The 23,129-nt window shown below is 62.5% G+C and carries 17 protein-coding genes; 9 read left to right on the top strand and 8 right to left on the bottom strand.

The window, feature by feature from the left end; genetic code table 11:
* The 4 genes from QOS90_RS17760 (at window position 1) to QOS90_RS17775 (ending at window position 3,448) form a co-directional block, all read left to right on the top strand.
* Window positions 1-1,110, top strand: coding sequence for a methionine ABC transporter ATP-binding protein (locus QOS90_RS17760; protein ID WP_085273880.1), 1,110 nt, complete (start codon window positions 1-3; stop codon window positions 1,108-1,110).
* Complete coding sequence (locus QOS90_RS17765; protein ID WP_008096606.1) at window positions 1,100-1,744, top strand: methionine ABC transporter permease; 645 nt, start codon at window positions 1,100-1,102, stop codon at window positions 1,742-1,744. The genes QOS90_RS17760 and QOS90_RS17765 overlap by 11 nt, the downstream gene beginning before the upstream one ends.
* Window positions 1,745-1,970: 226 nt before the next feature.
* Complete coding sequence (locus tag QOS90_RS17770; RefSeq protein WP_033694250.1) at window positions 1,971-2,198, top strand: helix-turn-helix domain-containing protein; 228 nt, start codon at window positions 1,971-1,973, stop codon at window positions 2,196-2,198.
* Window positions 2,195-3,448 (top strand): HipA domain-containing protein, encoded by a 1,254-nt coding sequence (locus tag QOS90_RS17775; RefSeq protein WP_085273881.1) that lies wholly within the window; start codon window positions 2,195-2,197, stop codon window positions 3,446-3,448. Before QOS90_RS17770 ends, QOS90_RS17775 begins: the two co-directional genes overlap by 4 nt.
* 4 nt (window positions 3,449-3,452) lie before the next feature.
* Here the strand turns inward: QOS90_RS17775 and dibA are convergent, their stop codons facing one another.
* The gene (dibA, locus tag QOS90_RS17780; protein WP_085273882.1) at window positions 3,453-5,348 is read right to left on the bottom strand and encodes a phosphodiesterase DibA; all 1,896 of its coding nucleotides are present in this window, start codon (window positions 5,346-5,348) and stop codon (window positions 3,453-3,455) included.
* Window positions 5,349-5,495: 147 nt separating this feature from the next.
* On the opposite strand from dibA, the gene desA reads away from it, so the two are divergent.
* Together desA and QOS90_RS17790 are read left to right on the top strand one after the other, a co-directional pair.
* Window positions 5,496-6,680 carry a delta-9 fatty acid desaturase DesA gene (gene desA / locus QOS90_RS17785; RefSeq protein ID WP_085273883.1) on the top strand — a complete coding sequence of 395 codons (1,185 nt, stop codon included), beginning with the start codon at window positions 5,496-5,498 and terminating at the stop codon, window positions 6,678-6,680.
* Window positions 6,681-6,821: 141 nt separating this feature from the next.
* Window positions 6,822-7,811, top strand: a complete 990-nt coding sequence (locus QOS90_RS17790) for a GGDEF domain-containing protein (protein WP_027595157.1) — start codon at window positions 6,822-6,824, stop codon at window positions 7,809-7,811.
* Window positions 7,812-8,343: 532 nt separating this feature from the next.
* Here QOS90_RS17790 and QOS90_RS17795 read toward each other — a convergent pair.
* The 5 genes from QOS90_RS17795 to QOS90_RS17815 all read right to left on the bottom strand — a co-directional run bounded on the left by QOS90_RS17795 (window position 8,344) and on the right by QOS90_RS17815 (window position 17,011).
* Window positions 8,344-9,606: a response regulator gene (locus tag QOS90_RS17795; RefSeq protein WP_027595156.1), complete on the bottom strand. Its 1,263-nt coding sequence runs from the start codon at window positions 9,604-9,606 to the stop codon at window positions 8,344-8,346.
* Between the two features lie 136 nt (window positions 9,607-9,742).
* A complete protein-coding gene (gene gabT / locus QOS90_RS17800; protein ID WP_027595155.1) occupies window positions 9,743-11,020 on the bottom strand; it encodes a 4-aminobutyrate--2-oxoglutarate transaminase in 1,278 nt (425 codons plus the stop codon).
* A gap of 182 nt (window positions 11,021-11,202) precedes the next feature.
* A complete protein-coding gene (gene gabD / locus QOS90_RS17805) occupies window positions 11,203-12,645 on the bottom strand; it encodes an NADP-dependent succinate-semialdehyde dehydrogenase (protein WP_027595154.1) in 1,443 nt (480 codons plus the stop codon).
* 335 nt (window positions 12,646-12,980) lie between these two features.
* Window positions 12,981-14,657 carry an aryl-sulfate sulfotransferase gene (locus QOS90_RS17810; protein ID WP_085273884.1) on the bottom strand — a complete coding sequence of 559 codons (1,677 nt, stop codon included), beginning with the start codon at window positions 14,655-14,657 and terminating at the stop codon, window positions 12,981-12,983.
* 17 nt (window positions 14,658-14,674) lie between these two features.
* Entirely contained in the window at window positions 14,675-17,011 is a 2,337-nt protein-coding gene (locus tag QOS90_RS17815) for a TonB-dependent receptor (protein WP_085273885.1), read from the bottom strand.
* A 193-nt stretch (window positions 17,012-17,204) separates the two neighbouring features.
* On the opposite strand from QOS90_RS17815, the gene QOS90_RS17820 reads away from it, so the two are divergent.
* Window positions 17,205-18,119, top strand: coding sequence for a LysR family transcriptional regulator (locus tag QOS90_RS17820; protein ID WP_027595151.1), 915 nt, complete (start codon window positions 17,205-17,207; stop codon window positions 18,117-18,119).
* 128 nt (window positions 18,120-18,247) lie between these two features.
* On the opposite strand, the gene QOS90_RS17825 is transcribed toward QOS90_RS17820, so the two are convergent.
* On the bottom strand, window positions 18,248-19,153 hold the full coding sequence (locus tag QOS90_RS17825; protein WP_027595150.1) for a TauD/TfdA dioxygenase family protein: 906 nt from the start codon (window positions 19,151-19,153) through the stop codon (window positions 18,248-18,250).
* Window positions 19,154-19,189: 36 nt separating this feature from the next.
* Complete coding sequence (locus QOS90_RS17830; protein ID WP_027595149.1) at window positions 19,190-20,227, bottom strand: ABC transporter substrate-binding protein; 1,038 nt, start codon at window positions 20,225-20,227, stop codon at window positions 19,190-19,192.
* A gap of 300 nt (window positions 20,228-20,527) precedes the next feature.
* On the opposite strand from QOS90_RS17830, the gene QOS90_RS17835 reads away from it, so the two are divergent.
* A complete protein-coding gene (locus QOS90_RS17835) occupies window positions 20,528-22,126 on the top strand; it encodes an ABC transporter permease (protein ID WP_256577499.1) in 1,599 nt (532 codons plus the stop codon).
* On the top strand, window positions 22,123-22,986 hold the full coding sequence (locus QOS90_RS17840; protein WP_050580764.1) for an ABC transporter ATP-binding protein: 864 nt from the start codon (window positions 22,123-22,125) through the stop codon (window positions 22,984-22,986). Before QOS90_RS17835 ends, QOS90_RS17840 begins: the two co-directional genes overlap by 4 nt.
* The last annotated feature ends 143 nt before the right edge of the window (window positions 22,987-23,129 follow it).

Below are 23,129 nucleotides of genomic sequence, written 5' to 3' on the forward strand. Positions count from 1 at the left end.
ATGAGCCAGGCCAGCGCGCTCAGGGCGCCGACACCCCAACCATTGCCGCCAACGGCCAAGGAACAGGCCCTGCGCCCAGAGGTCAACGAAGCCCACGTGCGCTTCATCGGCCTCGGCAAGACCTACCCTGGCCAGGCTCAGCCTGCCTTGCAAGGCATCGACCTGAACATCCGCCATGGCGAGATCTTCGGCATCATCGGCCGCAGCGGCGCCGGCAAGTCGTCGCTGCTGCGTACCATCAACCGCCTGGAACAACCCAGCCAGGGCCGCGTGCTGATCGACCAGGTGGACATCGCGCCCTTCGACGAGGACCGCTTGGTTGCGCTGCGCCGGCGCATCGGCATGATTTTCCAGCACTTCAACCTGATGTCGGCCAAGACCGTGTGGCAAAACGTCGAGCTGCCGCTGAAAGTGGCCGGCGTGCCCAAGGCCGAGCGCCAGCGCAAGGTGCGTGCACTGCTGGAGCTGGTCGGCCTGCAGGAAAAGCACCACGTCTACCCCGCGCAGTTGTCGGGCGGGCAAAAGCAACGCGTCGGCATCGCCCGGGCGCTGGTGCACGACCCCGAGATTCTCTTGTGCGACGAGGCCACCTCGGCACTCGACCCTGAAACCACGGCCTCGATCCTTGAACTGCTGCGTGACATCAACCAGCGCCTGGGCCTGACCATCGTGCTGATCACCCATGAAATGGCGGTAATCCGCGATATCTGCCACCGCGTGGTGGTGCTGGAGCGCGGCGAAGTGGTCGAGCAAGGGGAAGTCTGGCGGGTATTCGGCACACCGCGCCATGAAGTGACGCGGACCTTGCTCGCGCCCTTGCAGGCCAAGCTGCCCGCGACTTTGCAGGCCAGCCTCAAGGCCAGCCCGCAAAGCCGCGACAGCGCCGTGGTGCTCAAGCTGACCTTGCTCGGCGAGCCGGAGCTTTCTGCCCTGTTCACCGACCTCGGCGGCCGTGTGCGCCTGCTGCAAGGTGGCGTTGAAACCATCGGTGAACATGCCCTTGGGCAGTTGATCCTGTCGGTGCAGCATTCGCCACACGACACCCACCAATTGCTGGAGCGTGCCCGCCGTTGGGCCGAAGACGTGGAGGTACTGGGCCATGTGGTTTGATCGCCTGCTTGAAGGTTTGCTCGACACCCTGCTGATGGTCGGCGTGTCGTCGCTGATCGCGCTGTTGGTGGGTGTACCGATGGCGGTGCTGCTGGTCACCAGCGACAAGGGCGGCATCTTCGAGGCACCGCTGCTGAACCGGGTGCTGGGCGCGTTCGTCAACCTGTTCCGTTCGATCCCGTTTCTGATCCTGATGGTCGCGCTGATCCCCTTCACCCGCCTGGTGGTAGGCACCACCTATGGTGTGTGGGCGGCCGTGGTGCCGCTGACCATCGCCGCCACCCCCTTCTTTGCCCGGATTGCCGAGGTGAGCTTGCGCGAAGTGGACCACGGCCTGGTGGAAGCGGCGCAGGCCATGGGCTGCCGGCGCTGGCACATCGTCTGGCATGTGCTGCTGCCCGAGGCGCTGCCCGGCATCGTCGGGGGGTTCACCATTACCCTGGTGACCCTCATCAACTCGTCAGCCATGGCCGGGGCGATTGGCGCCGGTGGGCTGGGCGACATTGCCTATCGGTATGGGTACCAGCGCTTCGACAGCCAGATCATGCTGACCGTGATCGCCATGCTGGTGGCGTTGGTGGCGTTGATTCAACTGGGTGGGGATCGGCTGGCGAAGGGGTTGAACAAGCGGTGAATTGTCAGGGGCCGTTTTGCGGCCCCATTCGCAGTTGTACAGAAACTAAATTATCGTTGAGATAAAACCACATCAAGGCGCTAACGCTAACTATCGAAACAATACTTTCGTTTTTAGCGCTGACCTCTCCCCACACGGTAAAAACTAAATAAAACCTTAGTTTTCCTTGAATGTTCCCTGTCGCCGACCATAATCGAAACTATTCTTTCGAACCGGCTGAACACCCATGGGCTCCCTCAAACAGATCCAGACACCTCTCGATTTGGGAAATGCAGTACGTGAGGTACGCAAAAACCAGGCAATAACCCAATCGGACCTGGCCCTCATCGTCGGCAAAAGCCACGTCCTGCTCAGGGACATCGAGCGAGGCAAGGGCAGTGTGTCACTCGCAAGCGTCCTGCAAGTGATGCAGGAACTTGGCATACGGGTTTATGTGGATGTGCCTGACAAATGAGAGCCCTCCAAATCCTGATCAACAGCCACCACGTTGCAACGCTCAGCGACAACGCAGGTGTCTGGAGCCTGGAATATACGCCAGCCTGGATAGCCCGACCCGACGGCTATGATCTGTCGCCCGCACTGCCTCGTGCCAAAGGCTTGCTGGTTGATGGATCATCCGAGCGCCCTGTTCAATGGTTCTTCGACAATCTGCTGCCCGAAGAGCAAGCACGCACATTGCTGGCCAGCGATGCAAAGCTCGAATTCGCGGACGCTTTTGGCTTGCTCAGCTACTACGGTTCAGAGTCGGCAGGTGCAATCACCTTGCTACCTGAGCCACAACTTGAGCAGGCGAGCGGGCTGAAGCCTATCTCGGACGCTCAGTTGAGTGAGAGGATTCGCAACCTGCCCCGAGTCGCATTGACCACAGGCGCCCCGAAGCGTATGTCACTCGCTGGCGCGCAGCATAAGCTGCCGATTGTCATGGAAAAAGACGCCCTGTTCGAACCGATCGGCAACACGCCGTCGACCCATATCCTCAAGCCCGACCACCCTGACCGTGACCTCTATGACGCGACCGCAGTGAACGAGTGGTTCGTGATGAGTGTTGCACGAGCGGTAGGGCTGCAAGTACCCGATGTGAAGGTTCGCCGCGTACCCGAGGCAGCCTATCTGATCGAGCGCTTCGACCGCACACGGGTGAATGATCGGCTCGAACGCGTGCATGTGCTGGATGCTTGCCAATTGCTCACGCTCGACAAAAGCTTCAAGTACCAACAAGCGACTGCAGAAACGTTACGAAAGATTCTCGGGCAGGTCCGGAATGTGGCCCAGACGCGGCTTCAGCTATTCAGGTGGTTGGTATTCAACATTGTCGTTGGCAACAACGATGCCCACTTGAAAAACCTGTCGTTCTTCGTGCGTCCGGATGCGTATTACCTCGCACCGCACTACGACCTCTTGTGCACCGCCGTTTACGGCGAATCCGCTGCGCCATGGCTTGAGGCAGAACTGGTGTGGAAGCCAGAAGGCGTCCGCACCCACGCTGACATTACCAGGGCCAGCGTCATCAGCCTCGGTGAAGCGATTGGCGTACGCGCGCCGCTGGGTAACAAGATCATTGATGAGCTGGTACCGGGCGTGGAAGATGCAGCAAGAGACCTTCTGGAAAAAAACGTCCATGCCTGGCATGCCGGTGAAAGCAGGCTGGTCAGGCGCATCGTCCATGGCGTGATCCGCGACATGACGGAAAAACTACGGCCCTGAGCCATCACCCCCACTCTAGGTCCTGCGCCGGCACCGGCCGGCCGAACCAGTAACCCTGGCCCAACTGGCACTGCTCCTGCAGCAGGAAGCTGGCCTGCTCTTGCTGCTCGATGCCCTCGGCATGCACTTGCATGCCCATGCTGCGGGCCAGGGCAATGATCACCCGCACGATCGCGATGTCGTCATCGTCATGTGGCAAGCCCGCGACAAAGCCCTGATCGATCTTCAGCTTCTGCACCGGCAAACGCTTGAGCCGCAGCAGCGATGAATACCCCGTGCCGAAGTCGTCGATCGCCAAGGTCACGCCCAGTTCACGCAGGCGATGCAGCTGCTCCAGCGCCACTTCCGGGTCTTCCATCACCGCACTCTCGGTGACTTCCAGCTCCAGCATCGCCGGGGCCAGGCCGGTTTCGTGCAGCACTTCGGCCACCTGCCGATACAACGCGTGCTGGCCAAACAGACGGCTTGAGATATTCACCGCGACGAACGCCAGCTGCCGGCCTTCGCGCTGCCACTGCACCATCTGCAGGCAAGCCTGACGCAGCACCCAGGTGTCGATTTCGGCAATCAACCCGGTGCGCTCGGCGATCGGTATGAACTCGCTCGGCGGCACCAGGCCGCGCTGAGGATGCGCCCAGCGCACCAGGGTCTCGACCCCTACCCGCTCGGCCGTGGCCAGGTCATGCACCGGCTGGAAGTACACCCGCAGTTCATCCTGCTCCAAGGCACGGCGCAGCTCGCCGGCGGTTTCCACCCGGTGCTGGGCGTGCGCGGTCAGCTCTTCGGTGTACAGCGCATAGCAGGCGCGCCCGCTGCTCTTGGCCTTGAACAGTGCCGCGTCGGCATTGCGCAGCAACTGCTCGGTACCCAGCGCATCGCTGGGGAACAGGCTGATGCCGACGCTGACACTGATGAACAGGCGATGGCCATCGAACACGAACGGCTCGCGCATACGCTCGATGATGCGTTGCGCCAGCTTGCCCGCCTGGCCGACTTGCTGGCAGTTCTCGGCCAGTACACCGAACTCGTCCCCCCCCAGCCGCGCCAGGGTCACCCCATTGCCCACCACCTCGCCCAGGCGCTCGCCCACCAGCTTGAGCAACTGATCGCCGATGGTGTGGCCAAGGCCGTCGTTGATGCTCTGGAAATGGTCCAGGTCGAGCAGCAGCAAACCGCAACCGCGTTTGTTGGCTTGCGCCGTCACCAGCGCCTGCTCGACGCGGTCGGTGAACAGCAGGCGGTTGGGCAGGCCGGTCAGCGGGTCGTGATGGGCCAGGTAGGCCAGTTCCTGCTCGGTATGCTTGATCGCACTGATGTCGCTGAAAACCGCCACGTAATGGCTCAGCTCGCCAGCGTCATCGCGTATGGCGCAGATCGTCTGCCATTGCGGGTAGATCTCGCCGCTTTTGCGGCGGTTCCAGATCTCGCCGCTCCATTCGCCCTTTTTGGCCAGGGTGGCAAAGATCTGCTGATAGAACGACGCGCCATGGCGGCCCGACTTGAATTTGTTCGGGCGCTGGCCAATGACCTCGTCCTGCTGGTAGCCGGTGATACGCATGAAGGCGCGGTTGACGTGCACGATCAGGCCTTGGCGGTCAGTCACCAGCACCCCTTCGAGGGTACTGTCGAACACCGCCGCCGCCATGCGCAGCCGCTCGCGGTCTTCGCAGCGCAGGCGCGCGCCAATGCCGATGAAATTGAGCAGCCGTGCCCGCGACACGAAAATCAGCACCGCGCTGAACAAGACCCAAATCACCACATTGATCTGCCGCCCCACCGTCAGTGCCAGCGGGTCGTCAGTCATACCATGCAGGAGCATCTCCGCCAGCACCAGCCAGAGGATCGACAGCACCACATAGAGCGCAGCCATGCGCAAGGCGTCGCGAACGGAAACAGACATGTCGGGTGGAATAGCCCATGAACGAAGAGCGCGCATTATAAAGGGTGAAACATGTCGTGACGTCCTATCTGAAAGGGTGACTGGTTTTATTTCCCTGCCAAGGGATAATCAGACCCTTCCCCTGTGTTCTCGAGGGTTTTAACACCTATGTGGTACAACGGCCTGCTCGACTTGTCGGCCTGGCAACTGGTCGGCATCACTTTGTTGATGACCCATGTGACCATCGTCAGCGTCACGGTTTACCTGCATCGCTACTCCGCGCACCGGGCTTTGGAGCTCAACGGCGCGCTCAAGCACTTCTTCCGTTTCTGGCTGTGGCTGACCACGGCGCAGAACACCCGCGAGTGGACCGCCGTCCACCGCAAGCACCACGCCAAGTGCGAAACCCCGGACGACCCGCACAGCCCGGTGCACAAGGGTTTGAGCACGGTCCTGCGCAAAGGCGCTGAGCTCTACCGCGAAGAGGCACGCAACCCCGAAACCCTGCGCATCTATGGCAAGAACTGCCCGGACGACTGGATCGAGCGCAACCTCTACTCGCGGTACAAGCTGGGCGGCATTGCCCTGCTGGCGGTGATCGACTTGCTGCTGTTCGGCACTATTGGCATCACCATCTGGGCGGTGCAGATGATGTGGATTCCGTTCTGGGCCGCTGGCGTGGTCAATGGCCTGGGCCATGCCGTCGGCTACCGCAATTTCGAATGCCGGGACGCCGCCACCAACCTGGTGCCGTGGGGCATCGTCATCGGTGGCGAAGAGCTGCACAACAACCACCACACCTACCCCAACTCGGCCAAGCTGTCGGTAAAACGCTGGGAGTTCGACATGGGCTGGGCCTGGATACGCCTGTTCTGCTTCCTGCGCCTGGCCAAGGTGCAGCGCGTGGCGCCGATCGCCCACAGGGTCGAAGGCAAGGCCAACCTGGACATGGACACTGCCATGGCGATCCTCAACAATCGCTTCCAGATCATGGCCCAGTACCGCAAGCTGGTGATCGGCCCGCTGGTGCAGCAAGAGCTGGCCAAGGTCGACGCGTCGATGCGCCACCGTTTCCGCCGCGCCAAGCGCCTGCTGTCGCGGGAGACCAGCCTGCTGGAAGACCGCCACCACGTGCGCATCGAGACGCTGCTCGCGCATAGCCAGGCCCTCAAGGTCATTTACGAAAAACGCCTGGCCCTGCAGCAAATCTGGGCACGCACCAGCGCCAATGGCCACGACATGCTCGCGGCCATGAAGGACTGGGTGCACGAGGCCGAAGCCAGCGGCATCCATGCCCTGCACGACTTCGCCGCACAACTGAAAACCTACTCCCTGCGCCCAACTGGCGCCTGACCGCCGTTGATCGGCACGCCCTGCTAGCAGGGCGTGCCGCCTGGAACTTCCCCCCCTGCCCACCACTCCAATTCGGCACATCGCCCGCGTGGCGGGCCTGATGCTGGCCGCACGCTCACTTGTCGAGACTCGCTCGTGCACATGGCCAAGAACATTCCAACTTCCCTGCCCGGCACCCCACCTCCAGAAGCCGCCAAGACCTTGCTGGCCCTGCTGCACGCCCAAGGCGAAGTTGCCCGCCTGAGTGAACGCGAACAACTCTTCAGTTCGTTGCTGGACAGCGTCAATGCCGTACTCTGGGCCTTTGACTGGGAAGCTCGCCAGGTGCTCTACGTCAGCCCGGCGTACGAACGTATCTTTGGCCGCCCGATCAGCCTGGTGCTGGCCGACTACAACGAGTGGCGCGACAGCATCTACCCCGACGACCTGGAGTACGCCGAGCGCAGCCTGGCCCAAGTGCTGCTCAAAGGCTCGGTGGAAGACCGCGAATACCGCATCCTCAATGCCGAAGGCCAGGTGCGCTGGCTGAGTGACAAGTGCTACATCAACCAGCACCGCGAGGGCGAACAGCGGGTCATCGTTGTCGGTATCGCCGAAGACATCACCGAAAAGAAGCAACTCGAAGGCGAACTGCATCGCCTGGCCACCACCGACGTGCTGACCCAGAGCAGCAACCGCCGGCACTTCTTCGAATGTGCCCAGCAGGCCTTCGACAGCGCCCGCGAGGACGGCACGCCACTGGCCTTCCTGCTGCTGGACATCGACGATTTCAAACAGATCAATGACAGCTACGGGCACCAGGAAGGCGACCAAGTGCTGCAGCGTATCGCCGACAGCGGCAAAGCCGTGCTACGCCGAGGGGACCAGTTTGGACGTATTGGTGGCGAGGAGTTTGCGGCCGTGTTCCCGGGCTGTAATGCACAAGTGGCCGAGCAGATCGCCGAGCGTTTGCAGCGAGAGATTCAACGGCTGAGCTTCAGCCACGACGAGCACGTCTACGGGGTGACCGTGAGCCAGGGGCTGACGGCGTTGACGGATGAGGATGAGTCGCTGGACAGCCTGTTCGCCCGCGCCGATGCGGCGATGTATCGGGCCAAGCGGCAGGGGAAGAATCAGATTGTGCGGGGATAGGTAAACTTACCAAGCCGCGATTATCGCTTGAACCTGAAATGGTAAAAAGCCGACTGGTAGTCGTTCTCAATGGAATAATCGATCCAGATGCCTGCATAGTGGTGCCTCTTTCCGCGACCAGGGATGCTGGAACGCTAAGCGGAGGGTGGTACGATGAGCTGCCTGCTCATCAACCCAGGCAAATTGGACGAGGACATCTTGATTTGATACTTACCCCATGATCTTGTCCCCGTAGCCCTTAGAGGCACTTCGCGTTTTATTCCCCTTGAGGGACCTGCAAAACCCAGCCTAGGCTGGGTTTTGTCATTTCTGACTAGGCAAGAACGCGTGCACGAATGAACCCTGAGCATGGGAGCAACTGTCTTGCGCAATTTCTAAAAAATGACGCATTACGTGGGAGCGGCGGTGCGGCGATCCGACTTGCCCCGCGAACACCGGCGAAGCCGGTGCCATGCACCGCGTAGCCCCATTCGCGGGACAAGCCCGCTCCCACAACGATGGATGACCATACTTTTCGTACAAAAACCTAAGATCAGGTATCAGCGCCGCTCTCACCGACAGGTAATTCTTCACGCTGCGGCTTCACCTCCGGGTTCTCGACCTTGCGCAGCCGGCCCAGCTCCGCCAAGCCGAGCTTGAGCAGCCGTGCAGTCTTGTTACTGGCAACCTGCTCCAACCCATGCTCAGCCGGCAACCGTGACAATTGCCCGGCCAGATTCATCGCCAGGATCTCCCGCGAATACACGCCACCGCCCAGTTGGTAGATGGCCGCAATCAGTTCACGCAGTGCCAGTGGCAAGCGCCAGCGCGTGCGCAGCGCCGAACCGAATGCCGCGCCGTATTCATCGAGCGACTTGCGGACCGTGCCCTCGTCCAACTCACCACCGGCCAGGCGCCACTCTTGCAGGCAGCGCAGCACTGCCAGGTCGCCCAGGCAATGCAACAGCCCGGCGCAGTAACAACGCCCTTCATCCAGCTCCAACATACGCGCGAGGCTGCGGCCGTACTCAGCGCAGTGCAGCGAGAGCTTCCAGAAGTGCGCCGCGTGCTGCGCCAGCAAGGGGTCGCTCAGCCGTGCGCTGCGTTTGAGGGTCATGCCCAGGATGAGGTTCATGCTCTGGGTGCTGCCAAGCTTGTTCAACGCCTGCAGCAACGTTTGCACGGGCGCGTCGCGGTGCAGGGCGGCGCTGTTGGCGGCGGCGATGAGCACTGCGGTAACCTGCGGGTCGTTGCGCACTTCCTCTTCAAGCACCTTGAGGTTCAGGCCCTGAGGGTTCAGCGCGCGCTTGATCGCCACCTGCACATCGGCCAGCAGCGGTCCGCCATCGGCAGTCGCGCGGCGCTGCTCGAGGTAACCGGCCAGGCTGGCACCCGGCTGCAAAGGCGGCACCGGGCAGGCGATTTCTTCGCCAACGGCCAGCAGGAGTTCTTCCAGGCGCTTGCGCAGGTTATCCAGGTTCAGGGGCTTGCTCAGGTAAGCGGTGGGGTGCAGGGGCAACGCTTCGCGCACGCTGGCACTGTCGCTGCGGCTGCTCATGAGAATGAACGGCAACTCCGGGCCTTTGGCGCGGACCTTGCGCAGCAGGTCAAGGCCATCGACGCCGGCCAGCTCACGCGCAGCGATGATCAGGTCGGGCTTGCTCGACAGCGCGCTCAGCGCCTGCGAGCCGTCGGCGCAGACCTGCAGACGGGCGTCGCAACGCACGCTGAGCAGCATCTCCTTGAGCATGTCACGCACCCACGGGTCGCCCTCGACAATCAGTACGCAAGGTGGGGTGGGGTCTACAGCGCTCATGGCCAACTCCTGAATATCCCTGACACGCAATCCGTCGCAGCTTCCAAGGCAAGTCCTGCGTCAACGATAGCGTCCATCGCGTTTTCTGGGCACAAAAAAAACCCGCCGAGGCGGGTTTTTTCTGAAGCGTGTCACATTAGGCGAGTTCGGCGAAGCACTCTTCGATGATCGCCAGGCCTTTGTCCAACAGTGCGTCTTCGGCGGTCAGCGGGACCAGAATACGCAGGACGTTGCCGTAGGTGCCGCAAGACAGCAGGATCAGACCCTTGTCACGTGCCTTGGCAACAACCTGGCCAACAGCAGCAGCGTTCGGGGTGTGAGTGCCTTTCTCGAAGACTTCGACAGCAATCATCGAGCCCAGACCACGGATGTCACCGATGATCGGGTTCTTTTCCTGGATCTTGCGCAGGCCAGTCACAAGGTGCTCACCAACAGCCTTGCTGCGGTCCAGCAGTTTTTCTTCTTCGAACACTTCGATCACGGCCAGGGCCGCGGCGCAAGCGATCGGCGAACCGGCGTAGGTGCCGCCCAGGCCGCCTGGTGCGATGGCGTCCATGTACTCGGCCTTGCCGCACACACCGGCCAGCGGGAAGCCGCCAGCGATGGATTTGGCGAAGGTGGTCAGGTCAGGCGCAACGCCCATCTGTTCCATGGCGAAGAAGGTGCCAGTACGGCCAGCGCCGGTCTGCACTTCGTCGGCGATCAGCAGGATGCCGTGCTGGTCGCACAGGGCGCGCAGGCGCTGCATCAGCTCTTTCGGCGCTGGCAGGAAGCCGCCTTCGCCTTGTACGGGCTCGAGGATGATCGCGGCGATGTCCTTAGGCTCGGCATCGTTCTTGAAGATGCGCTCAACCGAGGCGATGGCGTCGTCGACGCTCACACCGTGCAGTTCGTTCGGGAACAGTGCGCGGAAGATGCCGCCTGGCATCAGGCCCATGCCAGCGGAGTACGGCACGACCTTGCCGGTCAGGCCCAGGGTCATCATGGTACGGCCGTGGTAGGCGCCGGTGAAGGCGATGACGCCAGCGCGGCCAGTGGCGGCACGGGCGATCTTGACGGCGTTTTCAACGGCTTCGGAGCCGGTGGTGACCAGCAGGGTCTTCTTGTCGAAGTCGCCTGGGACCAGCTTGTTGATCTTTTCGCACAGCTCTACATAGGGTTCGTAGGCCAGCACCTGGAAGCAGGTGTGGCTGACTTTGGTCAGCTGCTCTTGCACGGCTGCAACCACTTTCGGGTGCAGGTGGCCGGTGTTCAGCACTGCGATGCCGCCCGCGAAGTCGATCAGTTCGCGGCCTTCAACGTCGATCACCGTCGAGTTCTTCGCGGTGTCTACGAAGATCGGGTGGATTTGGCCGACGCCACGTGGGACGGCGGCTACACGGCGTTGCATCAAGGATTCGTTGGTCTTGCTCATAATGCCCTCATTGCGCCGATCAGAATGGCGCTTTTATTCGGGGGTGGCTGGGAGTGCTCGCGCACAGTATTCGTTGATCGACTGCCGTGAACGCCCTGGCCACCAGGTACTGCATGTAAAAAAGGCCAGCGAGACGTCGCTCTCGCGCCCCGCTGGCAGAGGTAAAGCCTTTTAACCGGTGATCAGACGCTGATGCACAGGTATTTGATTTCGAGGTAGTCCTCGATACCGTATTTGGAACCTTCGCGGCCCAGGCCCGAAGCCTTGATACCGCCAAACGGTGCGACTTCGTTGGAAATCAGGCCGGTGTTGATGCCAACCATGCCGTATTCCAGCGCTTCGGCAACACGGAACACACGGCTCATGTCGCGGGCGTAAAAGTACGAAGCCAGGCCGAACTCGGTGTCGTTGGACATGGCGATGACTTCGGCTTCGTCCTGGAAGCGGAACAGCGGCGCCAGTGGGCCGAAGGTCTCTTCCTTGGCGACAGCAGCGGTCTTCGGCACGTTGACCAGAATGGTCGGCTCGAAGAAGTTGCCTTCGATCAGCTTGCCACCGGCCAGCACCTTGGCGCCTTTGGCGACCGCGTCTTCGATGTGTTCCTGAACCTTGGCGACAGCCTTGCCGTCGATCAGCGGGCCAGTGGTGGTGCCGTCTTCCAGACCGTTACCGATTTTCAGCTTGGCCACTGCAGCAGCCAGCTTCTCGGCGAACGCGTCGTAGACGCCGTCCTGCACGTAGATACGGTTGGCGCAGACGCAGGTCTGGCCGTTGTTGCGGTACTTGGAGATGATCGCGCCTTCGACTGCCTTGTCCAGGTCAGCGTCGTCGAACACGATGAACGGCGCGTTGCCACCCAGCTCCAGGGAAACCTTCTTGATGTCCTTGGCGCATTCTTGCATCAGCTGGCGACCGATTTCGGTCGAGCCGGTGAAGGACAGTTTGCGAACCAGGGAGTTGCCAGTCAGCTCGCCGCCGACTTCGCCAGCGCTGCCGGTGACGACGCTCAGCACACCAGCCGGGATGCCGGCACGGTGAGCCAGCTCGACCAGGGCCAGAGCGGAGTACGGGGTCTGCGAAGCAGGCTTGAGCACCATGGTGCAGCCAGCGGCCAGGGCCGGGCCGGCTTTACGGGTGATCATGGCCGCCGGGAAGTTCCACGGGGTGATGGCCGCGGTAACGCCGATTGGCTGCTTGATGACGATCAGGCGCTTGTCAGGCTGGTGGCCTGGGATGGTGTCACCGTAGACGCGCTTGGCTTCTTCGGCGAACCACTCGATGAACGAGGCGGCGTAGGCGATTTCGCCCTTGGCTTCGGCCAGTGGCTTGCCTTGCTCGGTGGTCATCAGGCGAGCCAGGTCGTCCTGGTTCTCGATCATCAGTTCGAACCAGCGACGCAGCTTGGCCGAACGCTCTTTGGCGGTCAGGGCGCGCCAGGCCGGCAGGGCCTTGTCGGCGGCTTCGATGGCGCGGCGGGTTTCCGCGGTGCCCATCTTCGGCACGGTACCGATGACTTCGCCGGTGGCCGGGTTGGTCACCTTGATGGTCTGGCCATTGTCCGCATCCAGCCACTCACCATTGATATAGGCTTGCTGGCGGAACAACTGAGCGTCTTTGAGCTGCATGTCGGCTTCCCGAATTGTTGATTGTTGAAAAGCGCCCAAAGCAGGGCATCGAGCGTTTGAAATCTCAAACGAATGCTAAGCGGCTGCTGGGGTGTAGGACAATAGGCTGTTCGAAAAAAAGAACGAATGGTTGAACAGCCTGGGGAAATTTCATGATTTTTTACACCGCAGCCGGCCTCTTCGCGGGCAAGCCCGCTCCCACAGAGTGCACATCCCTAGGAGATTGTGGAGATCCTGTGGGAGCGGGCTTGCCCGCGAAGAGGCCGATACAGGTTAGACGATCGAGCGGGAAGAAATGTGAAGGGAGGACCGACGGCCCTCCCAGACGGGATGGATCAGAACGCCTTGCCCAGGTCTATCACCAACGCCCGATACCCGACACTGCCCGGCTGCCGGCTGTGCACCTTCAGCTCCACCAGCACCTCCTGCGTCCCGCGGCGCACCTCATTGAGCACGGTGGTAGTCAGCTTCTCTGGGGTGAGGAAATTCACCGAGGCCGAATAGATGAACTGGGTATCGGTCTCGGGCCGGTAGGCCACCACCGAGGTCACCGGGCTGTACCATTCGTCACCGCGCGCTTTGCCGTACTCCCACACCTGCTCGACCGTGCCTTTGGCCTCGTCGATCTTGTACTCCACCGCGCGGCTGTAGTTACCGGCCAGCTTGGTTGGGGCAAAATCGCGCCCCCAGCCGTTGTCGAACACGGTCAACGTGCCTTTGCCCGTGAGCCAGGCGGTGTGCTGGGTCCAGGACCAATCGAAGCCTTCGCTCTGCACCGGCGTCAGCACCTTGTCCTGCAAGCGCTGCGGCCACCCCTGCGGCGAGGCGAGAATCCACTTCACGGCTTTGTCACGGCCGATCTTCACCACGCCTTGATGGCGTGCTGAAACGATGATGCTGTCGTCATCTGCGTCGTAGTCGATGGCATTGACGTGCGCCCAGTTGCGCCCGGTGCCAACGCCTGGGGTGTCACCGAACGGCAGGTCGCCTTCGGCCAGTTCGTTGGCCAGCCGGTCTTCGTGCTTTTGCACGCCGTCGGGCAACTGGATCGCCGCCTTGCCAAGGGTTTCCAGCAAGTCGCCGCGGTACGGGTCGAGGATCTGGTTCAGGTCCCAGAAGTCCAACACATCACCCGCTTCGCTCACCTCGATGATGTGGTCACGGATCGAGCGCACGCGCTTGCCGTCTGGCCGGCGATAGTCGCTGGTACCGACCCGCAACAGGTAGGTGCCGTTGGCGGTCTCGCGGATTTCGTGGGAGAAGTCGGCAAACTTGTCCGGCAGGCTGCGTTGCCAGATGCGCCGGCCAAGCAGGTCGTATTTGGAGTAAGTCTGGCCCTGGCCCCAGATCAGCTTGCCGTCACGGGTCTGCTGGAAGCCCATGGTGCCGCCCAGGCCGTCCCGGCGGTTGGAATCGTGAATCTGCTCGATATCCAGGTACCAGCGCACGTCGCCATTACTGTCGGCGATCCAATTGTTGCCCACTTGGTCCCACTCGGCCGCACCGCCCAGGGCATTCCACTTGAAGGCCCGGCCGCCCGGGATATCCCCCTGCAGGTGGTTGAACAGGTAAAGGCGATTTTCGAAGCCGGGCGCTACCTTGATGGGTTCGACCTCTGGCAACGCCGCAGTCTGCTTCGCCACCACCGGCAGGCGCACTGCCGGCGCATAGACCTGATAACGCTCGCGGATGCGCTCGCCATCGAGTTTGTAGGTCACTTCGACCTGGTTGACGTAGTCGGGGTACAACCCGAACACCGGGATGCCGCCATAGGTCCACAGCGAGCGGTCCGACACCTCGTAGGCGATGTCTACGCCCCGCTCGCCGCGGCCCAGCACGCGCACATGGGCCGCACTCAGCGTACGCCCGCCATCGCGGATGATGGCTGTCAGCGGTGCCAGGCGGTACGGGTTGACCACCACGTCGCCCAACAGCGCCTCATCAGGCCCGGGGACCTTGGCTGTGAGGCAGGCGCCTTCAGGCAATGCAGGGGTTTCGGTTTTAGCATTCATGGCAAAGCTCCTTGTGCTCAGAAGTCGTAACGGGCGGTAGCGCCGAAGGTGCGAGGGGTGCCGAGTACCCCGGCATAGCCACCGTTGGCGGAGTTCCACAGGCTGGTGAAGTAGGTTTTGTCGCCGGCGTTTTTCACCCACAGCGACAGGTCGAGCACGCCGTCGCCCTGGTCCAGGCGTACGCCGGTGGAGAGGTTGACCAGCGCATAGCTGGGGATCTGGCCGAAGTCAGAGTCGTCGATGGTGCCCACCGCCTTGGAACGGAAGGCGTAGCTGGCGGTGACGTAGGGCTCGACGCGCTCGGCCAGCTGCCACTTGTACTGGGCGTTGAGGTTGGCGATGTACTTGGAGGCACCGACCACCTGATGGCCCGACAGGTCGCAGGTGGCGGTGGCATTGGCCAGGCTGACTTCGGGCGGGCATGGCGCATCGTCGTACTCGGTGTAGCGCACGTCGTTCCACGAGCCGTTGAAGTTGACCGTGAGGCCGCGCACCGGCAGTGCCGTGGCCTCGAACTCCAGGCCACGCGAACGCACACGCCCCGCGTTGGCCAGGTACTGCACGCGGTTAGCCTCGTCATACACGTTGGCCTGGTAGCCATGCACTTCGGCCCAGAACAGGTTGGCGTTGAGCTGCAGGCGATCATCCAGCAGCGTGCTCTTGACCCCGATTTCGGCGTTGTTGACCCGCTCGGTGCCGACCAGCAGCGAGTCAGTGCCCAAGCGCGGCGCGGCGCCGACGGTAAGGTTGATACCCCCGGATTTCTCGCCATGGGTCAGGGTGGCATAACCCAGTATCTGGTCGTTGAAGCGGTAACTCAGGCCCAGCAGGCCAGAGGGGCTGAAGCTGTACTGGTTGAGATCCCCCGAGTCGTAGGCACCCACCCTGCCCTGGCGCGCCGCCGCTGCGGCGCCGGTGACCGCCGCGCCACCCGTAGGCGCATCACGGGTCACCCAGGCGCTTTTCTCCTCGTAAGTGCCGCGCACACCGGCGGTGAAGTCCAGGCGGTCGGTAAGGTGCCAGGTGCCCTGGGCGAACAGCGCATAGCTGTCGGTGTCGATGTGGCCATCACCGAGGGTGTTGACGTTGTTCAGGGCGCCGGCCGGGGTGATGTTCCAGATGTCTGCCTGAGGGCCGTAATAGGTGAAGGACTTATTGTCCAGGTCCTGCTTGAAGTAGTACGCGCCCACCACATAGTCGAAGGCGCCACCGGTCGGCGAAGCCAGGCGAATCTCCTGCGAATACTGCTTGTCGCGCACCGACACACCAGCGCTGTAGAACACCGGCACGTTGAGGCCATCGTCGTTGCGCGGGGTAAAGTCCCACCAGCGGTAGGCGGTGATCGAGGTGAGGGTGAAGTCGTTGGGCAAGGTCCAGTTGGCCTCGACCGAAGTGCCACCCTGGAACACCGTCACCTGCTGATCGGCATCGAAATTGACCTTGCGGTCCTTGCCCGACACCAGCGTCGCGCCGGCCTGCGCTGCCAGGCTCTCGTAGCGGTTGACGCCGTTGATGGTCGGGCCGGTGCTGTACAAGCTGAGGATGCCGTTGTTGGAATCTTCTTCGTTGTACTCGCCGATCCAGCGCAGGTTGAAGGTTTCGCTGGGCTTGAACAGCAATTGGGTACGAAAGCCCTGGCGCTTGCCGCCGTTGAGGTCGTCACCGTTGTGGATGTTCTTCACGTAGCCATCGTCTTCGGTGCGGTAGGCACTGATGCGCCCGGCCAGGGTGTCACTGATTGGCCCGGAGAAGCTGCCCTGGGTCTGCAGGTAGCCATCTTCACCAATCGACTGCTGAACGCTGCCCTCGCGGTGGAAGGTCGGCTTGCGCGTGGTGATGTTGAGCACACCGGCGGTGGTGTTCTTGCCGAACAGCGTGCCTTGCGGGCCGCGCAGCACCTCCAGTTGCTCGACATCCAGCAGGTCGAACACGGCCATGCCGGGGCGACCGAGGTAGACGTTGTCCAGGTAGATGCCGACGCTGCCTTCCAGGCCATCGCTGGCCGGGTTGTTGCCCAGGCCACGGATCGAGATGCTCGATTGACGGGCATGCACATAGGCGACGTTGGTGCTGGGCACCAACTGTTGCAAATCCTGCACGCGGTAGATGCGCTGGGTTTCCAGGGTTTCGCTGTTCAGCACGCTGATCGGCGTGGGCACGCTTTGTGCGGTTTCTTCGCGACGGCGGGCGTTGACGGTAACGGTGCCAAGCTTGGCCTCCTGCTCCACGGCAGGGGCTGTGCTGACAGGCGCTTCGGCAAAGCTGCCAGTGGATGCCGCCAGCAACACGCCAGCGGCCAAGGGTTGCAGGGTGAAGCGCGATGCGCGCGCAGGCCAACGGGAAACTCGGGACATGCTGATGCTCCTTGGGGCATGGGCCCTGAGCGAGCATTTCCGTTGGCGGAACCGAATCGCGGTCAGTCGGGCTTATATTCTTTTAAGTGATATAAATATTTGTAATTCATATTTAGTGGAATAAGTAACAGCCTTTATAAGGGGACTCACCCTTATCAGCAATTGCATTTGACCGAAGGTTTTAATGTAGAAAATGCATATCGATCTCCGTCAGCTGCGCCATTACATTGCCCTGGTCGAGCACCGCAGTTTCGTGGCCGCGGCCGCTGCGGTGAACCTGTCGCAATCGGCCTTCAGCCGCAGCATCCAGACCCTCGAGCACAACATCGGCTGCCGCCTGGTGGACCGCGCCAGCAAAGAGCTGGCCCCCACCCGCCAGGGTTTGCTGGTGTTGGAGCATTCACGGCGGCTGGTGCACGGGGCGCACAACCTGGTCAATGAAATTCACCAGTTCAACGGCGCTACCACCGGCGTGGTGCGCTTCGGCTCCGGCCCTGCGCCAGCGGGGGGCTTGGTGCCACGGGCAGTGGCGCGCTTCGTCGCCGAATACCCAGCGGCGCGCACGTGTTTTCAGGTGGATAACTGGCAGGCGTTGAACCGCAAGCTGATCGCCGAAGAGATCGAGTTTTTCGTCGCCGACACGCGCCAGTTCGAGTCAGACCCGGATTACCGCGTGCACAAGCTGGCGCCGCAGCGCTGGCACTTCTGCTGCCGCGCTGGTCACCCGCTGACCACGCGGCAAGCAGTGCAGGCGCGGGACCTGTTCGAATACCCATTGGCCACCACCTTTCGCCCGCCGAACATCCGCAAGGTCCTCAGCGACCTCAGCGGGCGGCAGGACTTTCTGCCCACGGTGGAATGCGAACATGGCTATGCGTTGCTGAATGTGGTGATGCATTCGGACACCATCGGCATTGCCTGCAATGCCAACCTGCGGCCGTATCAACGTGACGGGGGGCTGGTGGCGCTGAAGCTTTCGGACTTGGCGCCGGAGCACGAAGAAGCGTTTTATACCCGCTATGGGGTGGTGAGCCGGGTGGGGTATGGGTTGTCGCCGTTGGCGCAGGGGTTGGTCAGGCAGTTGATTGCCTGTGATACCGACCTATGAACAACCCTACCGCCCGCTGTGTGTGAGCAGCCTTGTGCTGCGAAGAGGCCGGCGCATGCCAAACGCAATGAGCCTGGCAGCACCGGCCTCTTCGCAGCACAAGGCTGCTCCCACAGACTGGGCAGTACTTAGCCTTTACGGGTTGTGCGGCTCAGTTGCCCATCCACCCCCACCGGCACCTCACCCGCCAACGTCACCCGCCGAACCACACGCGGCTGGGTGCCATAGTCATCCACCGCATAATGCTGCGTCGCGCGGTTATCCCAGATCGCCACATCCCCCGCTTCCCAGCGCCAGCGCACGGTATTTTCCAAGCGCGTGACATGCCCCTGCAGCACGGCGAACAGGTGCTGCGAATCGGCCAGCGAATAACCCTTGATGCGCTTCACGAAGTGCCCCAACTGCAGCGCCCGCTCACCGCTGACCGGGTGCACGCGCACGACCGGATGCTCGGTCTCGTACACCGTCGAGGTGAACACCTGGCGATAACGCTCCAACTTGGCCGGGTCGACGTCAGGCTTGAGGGACGCGTAGTCGTATTCGTTGCTGTGCACCGCCCACAACTTGTCGGCCAGCTCGCGCAGTGGCTCGGGCAGCTCCTGGTAGGCCGCTGCGGTATTGGCCCACACGGTATCCCCACCAGACGCCGGCGCCACCACGCTGCGCAGGATGGACGCCTTAGGGTAGGCATCGACGAAGGTCACGTCGGTGTGCCAGGAGTTGGCCCGCTGGCCTTCGGCACCATCGAGCTGCAGCAGGTAGCTGGTGCCATCGACCACCGGTACGGTGGGGTGGGCGACCGGTTCGCCCAGCAACTTGGCGAAGCCTTCCTGGCTTTGGTCGTCCAGGTGGGTCTGGCCACGGAAGAAGATCACTTTGTGCTCGACCAAGGCCGCCTGTATGGCATCGATCGTGGCGGCATCCAGGTCGGCAGAAAGCTTCAACCCGCGGATCTCGGCGCCGATACGGCCGGCAACCGGATGGATGTCGAGTTCAAGGGCGAGTGGCGCGGTGGCCAGGGCGGCATTGCTCATGGTCGTGGTCCTTGCGGTTATTGTCGGTTCAAAGGGTTAGCGGGCGGCCTGGACGGCCTGCTGCTGTTGCAGTGCGGTGTCGAGAAAGCGTGGTTCGACCCAGTCGGCAACCTGGAAGCCACGGCGGATCAGGCGCTCTTTGGCGGCCAAGTCGACGCCCTGCTGCAGTTGGGCCAGAAAATCAGCGTCCAGGCGTGGGTCGAAGTAATGCGCGAGGTTTTCCTTGGCCAAGTCATCGCTGAGGATGCTGCGCGGCCAGCTGGCGTTGTTTGCCACCAGGTCGACATAGGCGTCGCGGTTGTGTTCGTCACGCAGCCACGCGGTAGCCTGCTCCTGGGCATTGACCAGGCGCTGCACCAGGTCTGGGTGCTGGCGGATGAATTCGCCGGTGCCCAGCAAGACCGCTTGGGTGCTGCCGGCGCCTTGCAGGTCGCGGGAATTGACGGGCAGTTCGACCAGCCCGCGTTCACGCAGCGCCAGCAGGTTCGACAGGCCCCAGGTGGCATCGATCTGCTTGGCGGCGATTGCGGCGTTGGCAGCGTTGAAGTCGAGGTTGATCACCTTCAGGTCACGCTCGGACAGCCCCTGGCTGGCCAGCGCGCTGGCGAACGACAGCTGGTTGGCAGTGCCGCGGAACACCGCCACACGCTTGCCCTTGAGGTCGTGCAGGGTCTTGATGCCGGACCCCGGCACCACCCCCAGGTAGCTTTTCACCCCGCGCACGCCGGCCGACAGCACGCGCGTATCCAAGCCATTGGCCTTGCCGACGATCGCAGCCAGGTCCCCCAGGTAGGCAAAGTCGGCCTGGCCATTGGCCAGGGCCTCGTTCACCACCGGCCCTGCGCCCTTGAAGAAGTGCCAATCGATGCGGATGCCGTCCTTGGCAAATTCCTTCTCCAGCAATTGCTGGTCGCGCAGCACATCGACCACGCCCCCGGCGCTGTGTTTGCTGCCAGCGCTCAAGTCGGGCACGGCGATGCGGATGCTCGCTGGCTTGGCTGACTCGGCAGCGTGGGCGTTGAGGGTGAAGACCAGCCCAAGGGCGGTGATCAGGTGGCGTAGTGGGGTTTTCATGGCAAGGCTCCTTGGCAGGCTGCCACCGACGAAGGCCGGCGCTTTGGCCAGAAGCTAGGCAGGTCTGGTTAGAACCTCCAAAGATCAAAACTTCATTTTTTAGTAACCAGAAAGCATAAATCAGGCGCTATGCGGGCCTGCGGGGGGCTTGCGGGGAACGCATGGAAAATATGAGGAAAACGCAACGGTAAGGGGTTTGCGCATGCAAGGGTTGCATGCTCTTATCTCTTGAAATGCGCACTTATGAATTTTTAATTCCATTAGTGCATAAGATAACAACGCTTCGTTCGAGAGATGCCGATGAATGGAATTCTGAACAGGAGTTGGGGGTGGCTTCGGGGGCCGCTTCGCGGCCCTTTCGCGACGCAAGGCAGCGCCTACACGAGGGCTGCGTACCTTTCTTGGGTATTGCCGGTGTTGATCGCGGTGTTGTGGGTGGTCGCCAGCCAGCAACACTGGATGAGCGAGCAGATTTTGCCGGCGCCTTCGCGGGTGTGGGAGAGCGCGCTGGAGTTTGGCTCCGGGGAGCTTTGGGGGCACCTGTGGATAAGTGTGCAGCGGCTGTTCTGGGGCTTGGCGGTCGGGATTGTCAGCGGGTTGCTGCTGGGCACCTGGCTGGGGTCGTCGCGGCGGGCACAGACGCTGGTGCTGCCCACCTTCGTCGCGCTGGCGCAAATTCCCACCCTGGCCTGGATACCGCTGTTCATGCTGTTTTTCGGCATCGGCGAGTTGCTGAAGCTGGTGGTGCTGGTCAAAGCCGTGGTGGTGCCGGTCACCCTGCACACCCTGGTCGGTGTGCGCGATGCCCAACCCAAGCTGCGTGAAGCTGCAGCGGCGTTGCGCTTGCCCCGTCACCTGTTGTTCCTGCGGCTGCTGTTGCCCGCCGCCCTGCCCGCCTTCCTCACGGGCGTACGCCTGGCCCTGGCTACCGGCTGGACGTCGTTGCTGGCCGTGGAGCTGCTGGCCTCCAGCGAGGGCATCGGCTACCTGATGGTGTGGGGCAGGCAGTTGTTCATGCTCGACCTGGTGCTGCTCTGCATCCTGGTGATCGGCCTGGTTGGGGCGCTCATGGAGCAAGGCTTCTCGCGCCTGGAGAAACGCCTGCTGTTCTGGCCGCAACCCGCAACCGGCGAGCAGCAGCGCGGCCCGATCCCAAAAGGTTGGCAAAGCCTACTGCTGCCAATTGCGCTGCTGGCACTGTGGCAGTTCACCAGCAACGTTGGCTGGGTCGACCAGAACATCCTCACGTCACCGCTGGGCGTGCTGCACACCCTGTTCAGCGGGCTGGCGGACGGCACGCTGCCACAGGCGTTGCTGCTGAGCCTGCAACGCACCTTGACCGGCCTGGTGCTGGGCGGTGGCGCGGGTTTGCTGGTTGGCCTGCTGCTGGGGCTTTCGCAACGCGCCGAGCGCGTGTTCGGCCCGAGCCTGACGGCCGTGCGCCAAGTGGCGCTGTTTGCCTGGGTGCCTCTGCTTACGGCCTGGTTCGGCCTGGGCGAAGGCGCCAAGACTGTGTTCGTGGCCCTGGCGGCGTTCTTCCCGTTGCTGATCGCCACCCAGCGCGGTATCGCCGGGCTGTCGCCTCAACTGGGCGAGGCCGCCCGCACCTTGCGCCTGAGCCTGTGGCAACGCTTGCGCCGGTTGGTGCTGCCCGGCGCTGCCCCGGCGATTTTCGCCGGCCTGCGCCTGTCGCTGATCTACGCCTGGCTGGGCACCATCGGCGCGGAATACTTCATGCCTTCTGACGGCGGCATTGCCAGCCTGATGATCGGCGCCCAACAGCTGTTCCGCATGGACCAGGTGATGGCCGCCATGGTCCTGATCGGCCTGGTCGGCGCCCTGCTCGGTACCCTCGGACAACGCCTCGAATCGCGCGCCACGCGCTGGAGAACCGCATGAACGCCTTCAATACCTCGCACCTGCCTGCGGCCAATCAACCCGACGTCACCCCGCCATTGGTCAGCTTCGAGGGGGTCGGTAAGGTATTCCGCGTCGATGGCCAACCGTTGGAGGCCATTCACGATTTCAACCTGTCGATCAATGAAGGCGAATTCATCGCCATCGTCGGTGCGTCCGGCTGTGGCAAATCCACCCTGCTGCGCCTGCTGGTGGGGCTCGACACCGACTACAGCGGCAGCATCCGCGTCGACGGGCGCGCGGTCAGTGGCATCGGTGGCGAACGCGGCATCGTGTTTCAGGAACACCGCCTGTTCCCCTGGCTGACGGTGGAACAGAATATCGCCCTGGGGCTGGTCAACGAACAGCTGACCCAGGGTGAGCGCGCCCGGCGCGTGCATGAATTTGTGCTGCTGGTCGGCCTTAGCGGGTTCGAGTCGGCTTACCCGCACCAGCTTTCCGGCGGCATGGCCCAGCGCGTGGCAATCGCCCGCGGGCTGGTGGCCAGCCCACGGATCCTGTTGCTTGACGAGCCCTTCGGCGCGCTCGATGCGCTGACCCGCCAGCAACTGCAGGATGAACTGCTGGCCATTCGTGAACGTGCGGGTATCACCACCCTGCTGGTGACCCACGATGCGGAAGAGGCCACCTACCTGGCCGACCGGGTGGTCGTGCTGGAACCGCGCCCGGGGCGGATCAAGTCGGTGGTCGAAATCGACCTGCCACACCCGCGCCTGCGCACAGGCGTGGCGCTGCATGGGCTGCGCGAGAAGGTGCTGCACCAAATCACCGGTGCCGGCGGTTACCTACCACCCGTGGTTCGCCGAGTAGAAGGGCTGCGGCCCGAGCTGATCGCACTCTGATGGCCGGTAGGAGCAGCCTTGTGCTGCGAAGAGGCCGGCGATAACAGCACACGTCTGCGTTGCTGCCACTGGCCTCTTCGCAGCACAAGGCTGCTCCTACAGGCGTTATGCCCAAAGCGCGGGTAAAAACAGCTACAGATCAA

Origin of the sequence: Pseudomonas sp. LAIL14HWK12:I10, from assembly GCF_900184205.1 — a bacterium.
GTDB classification, from domain to species: domain Bacteria; phylum Pseudomonadota; class Gammaproteobacteria; order Pseudomonadales; family Pseudomonadaceae; genus Aquipseudomonas; species Aquipseudomonas kermanshahensis.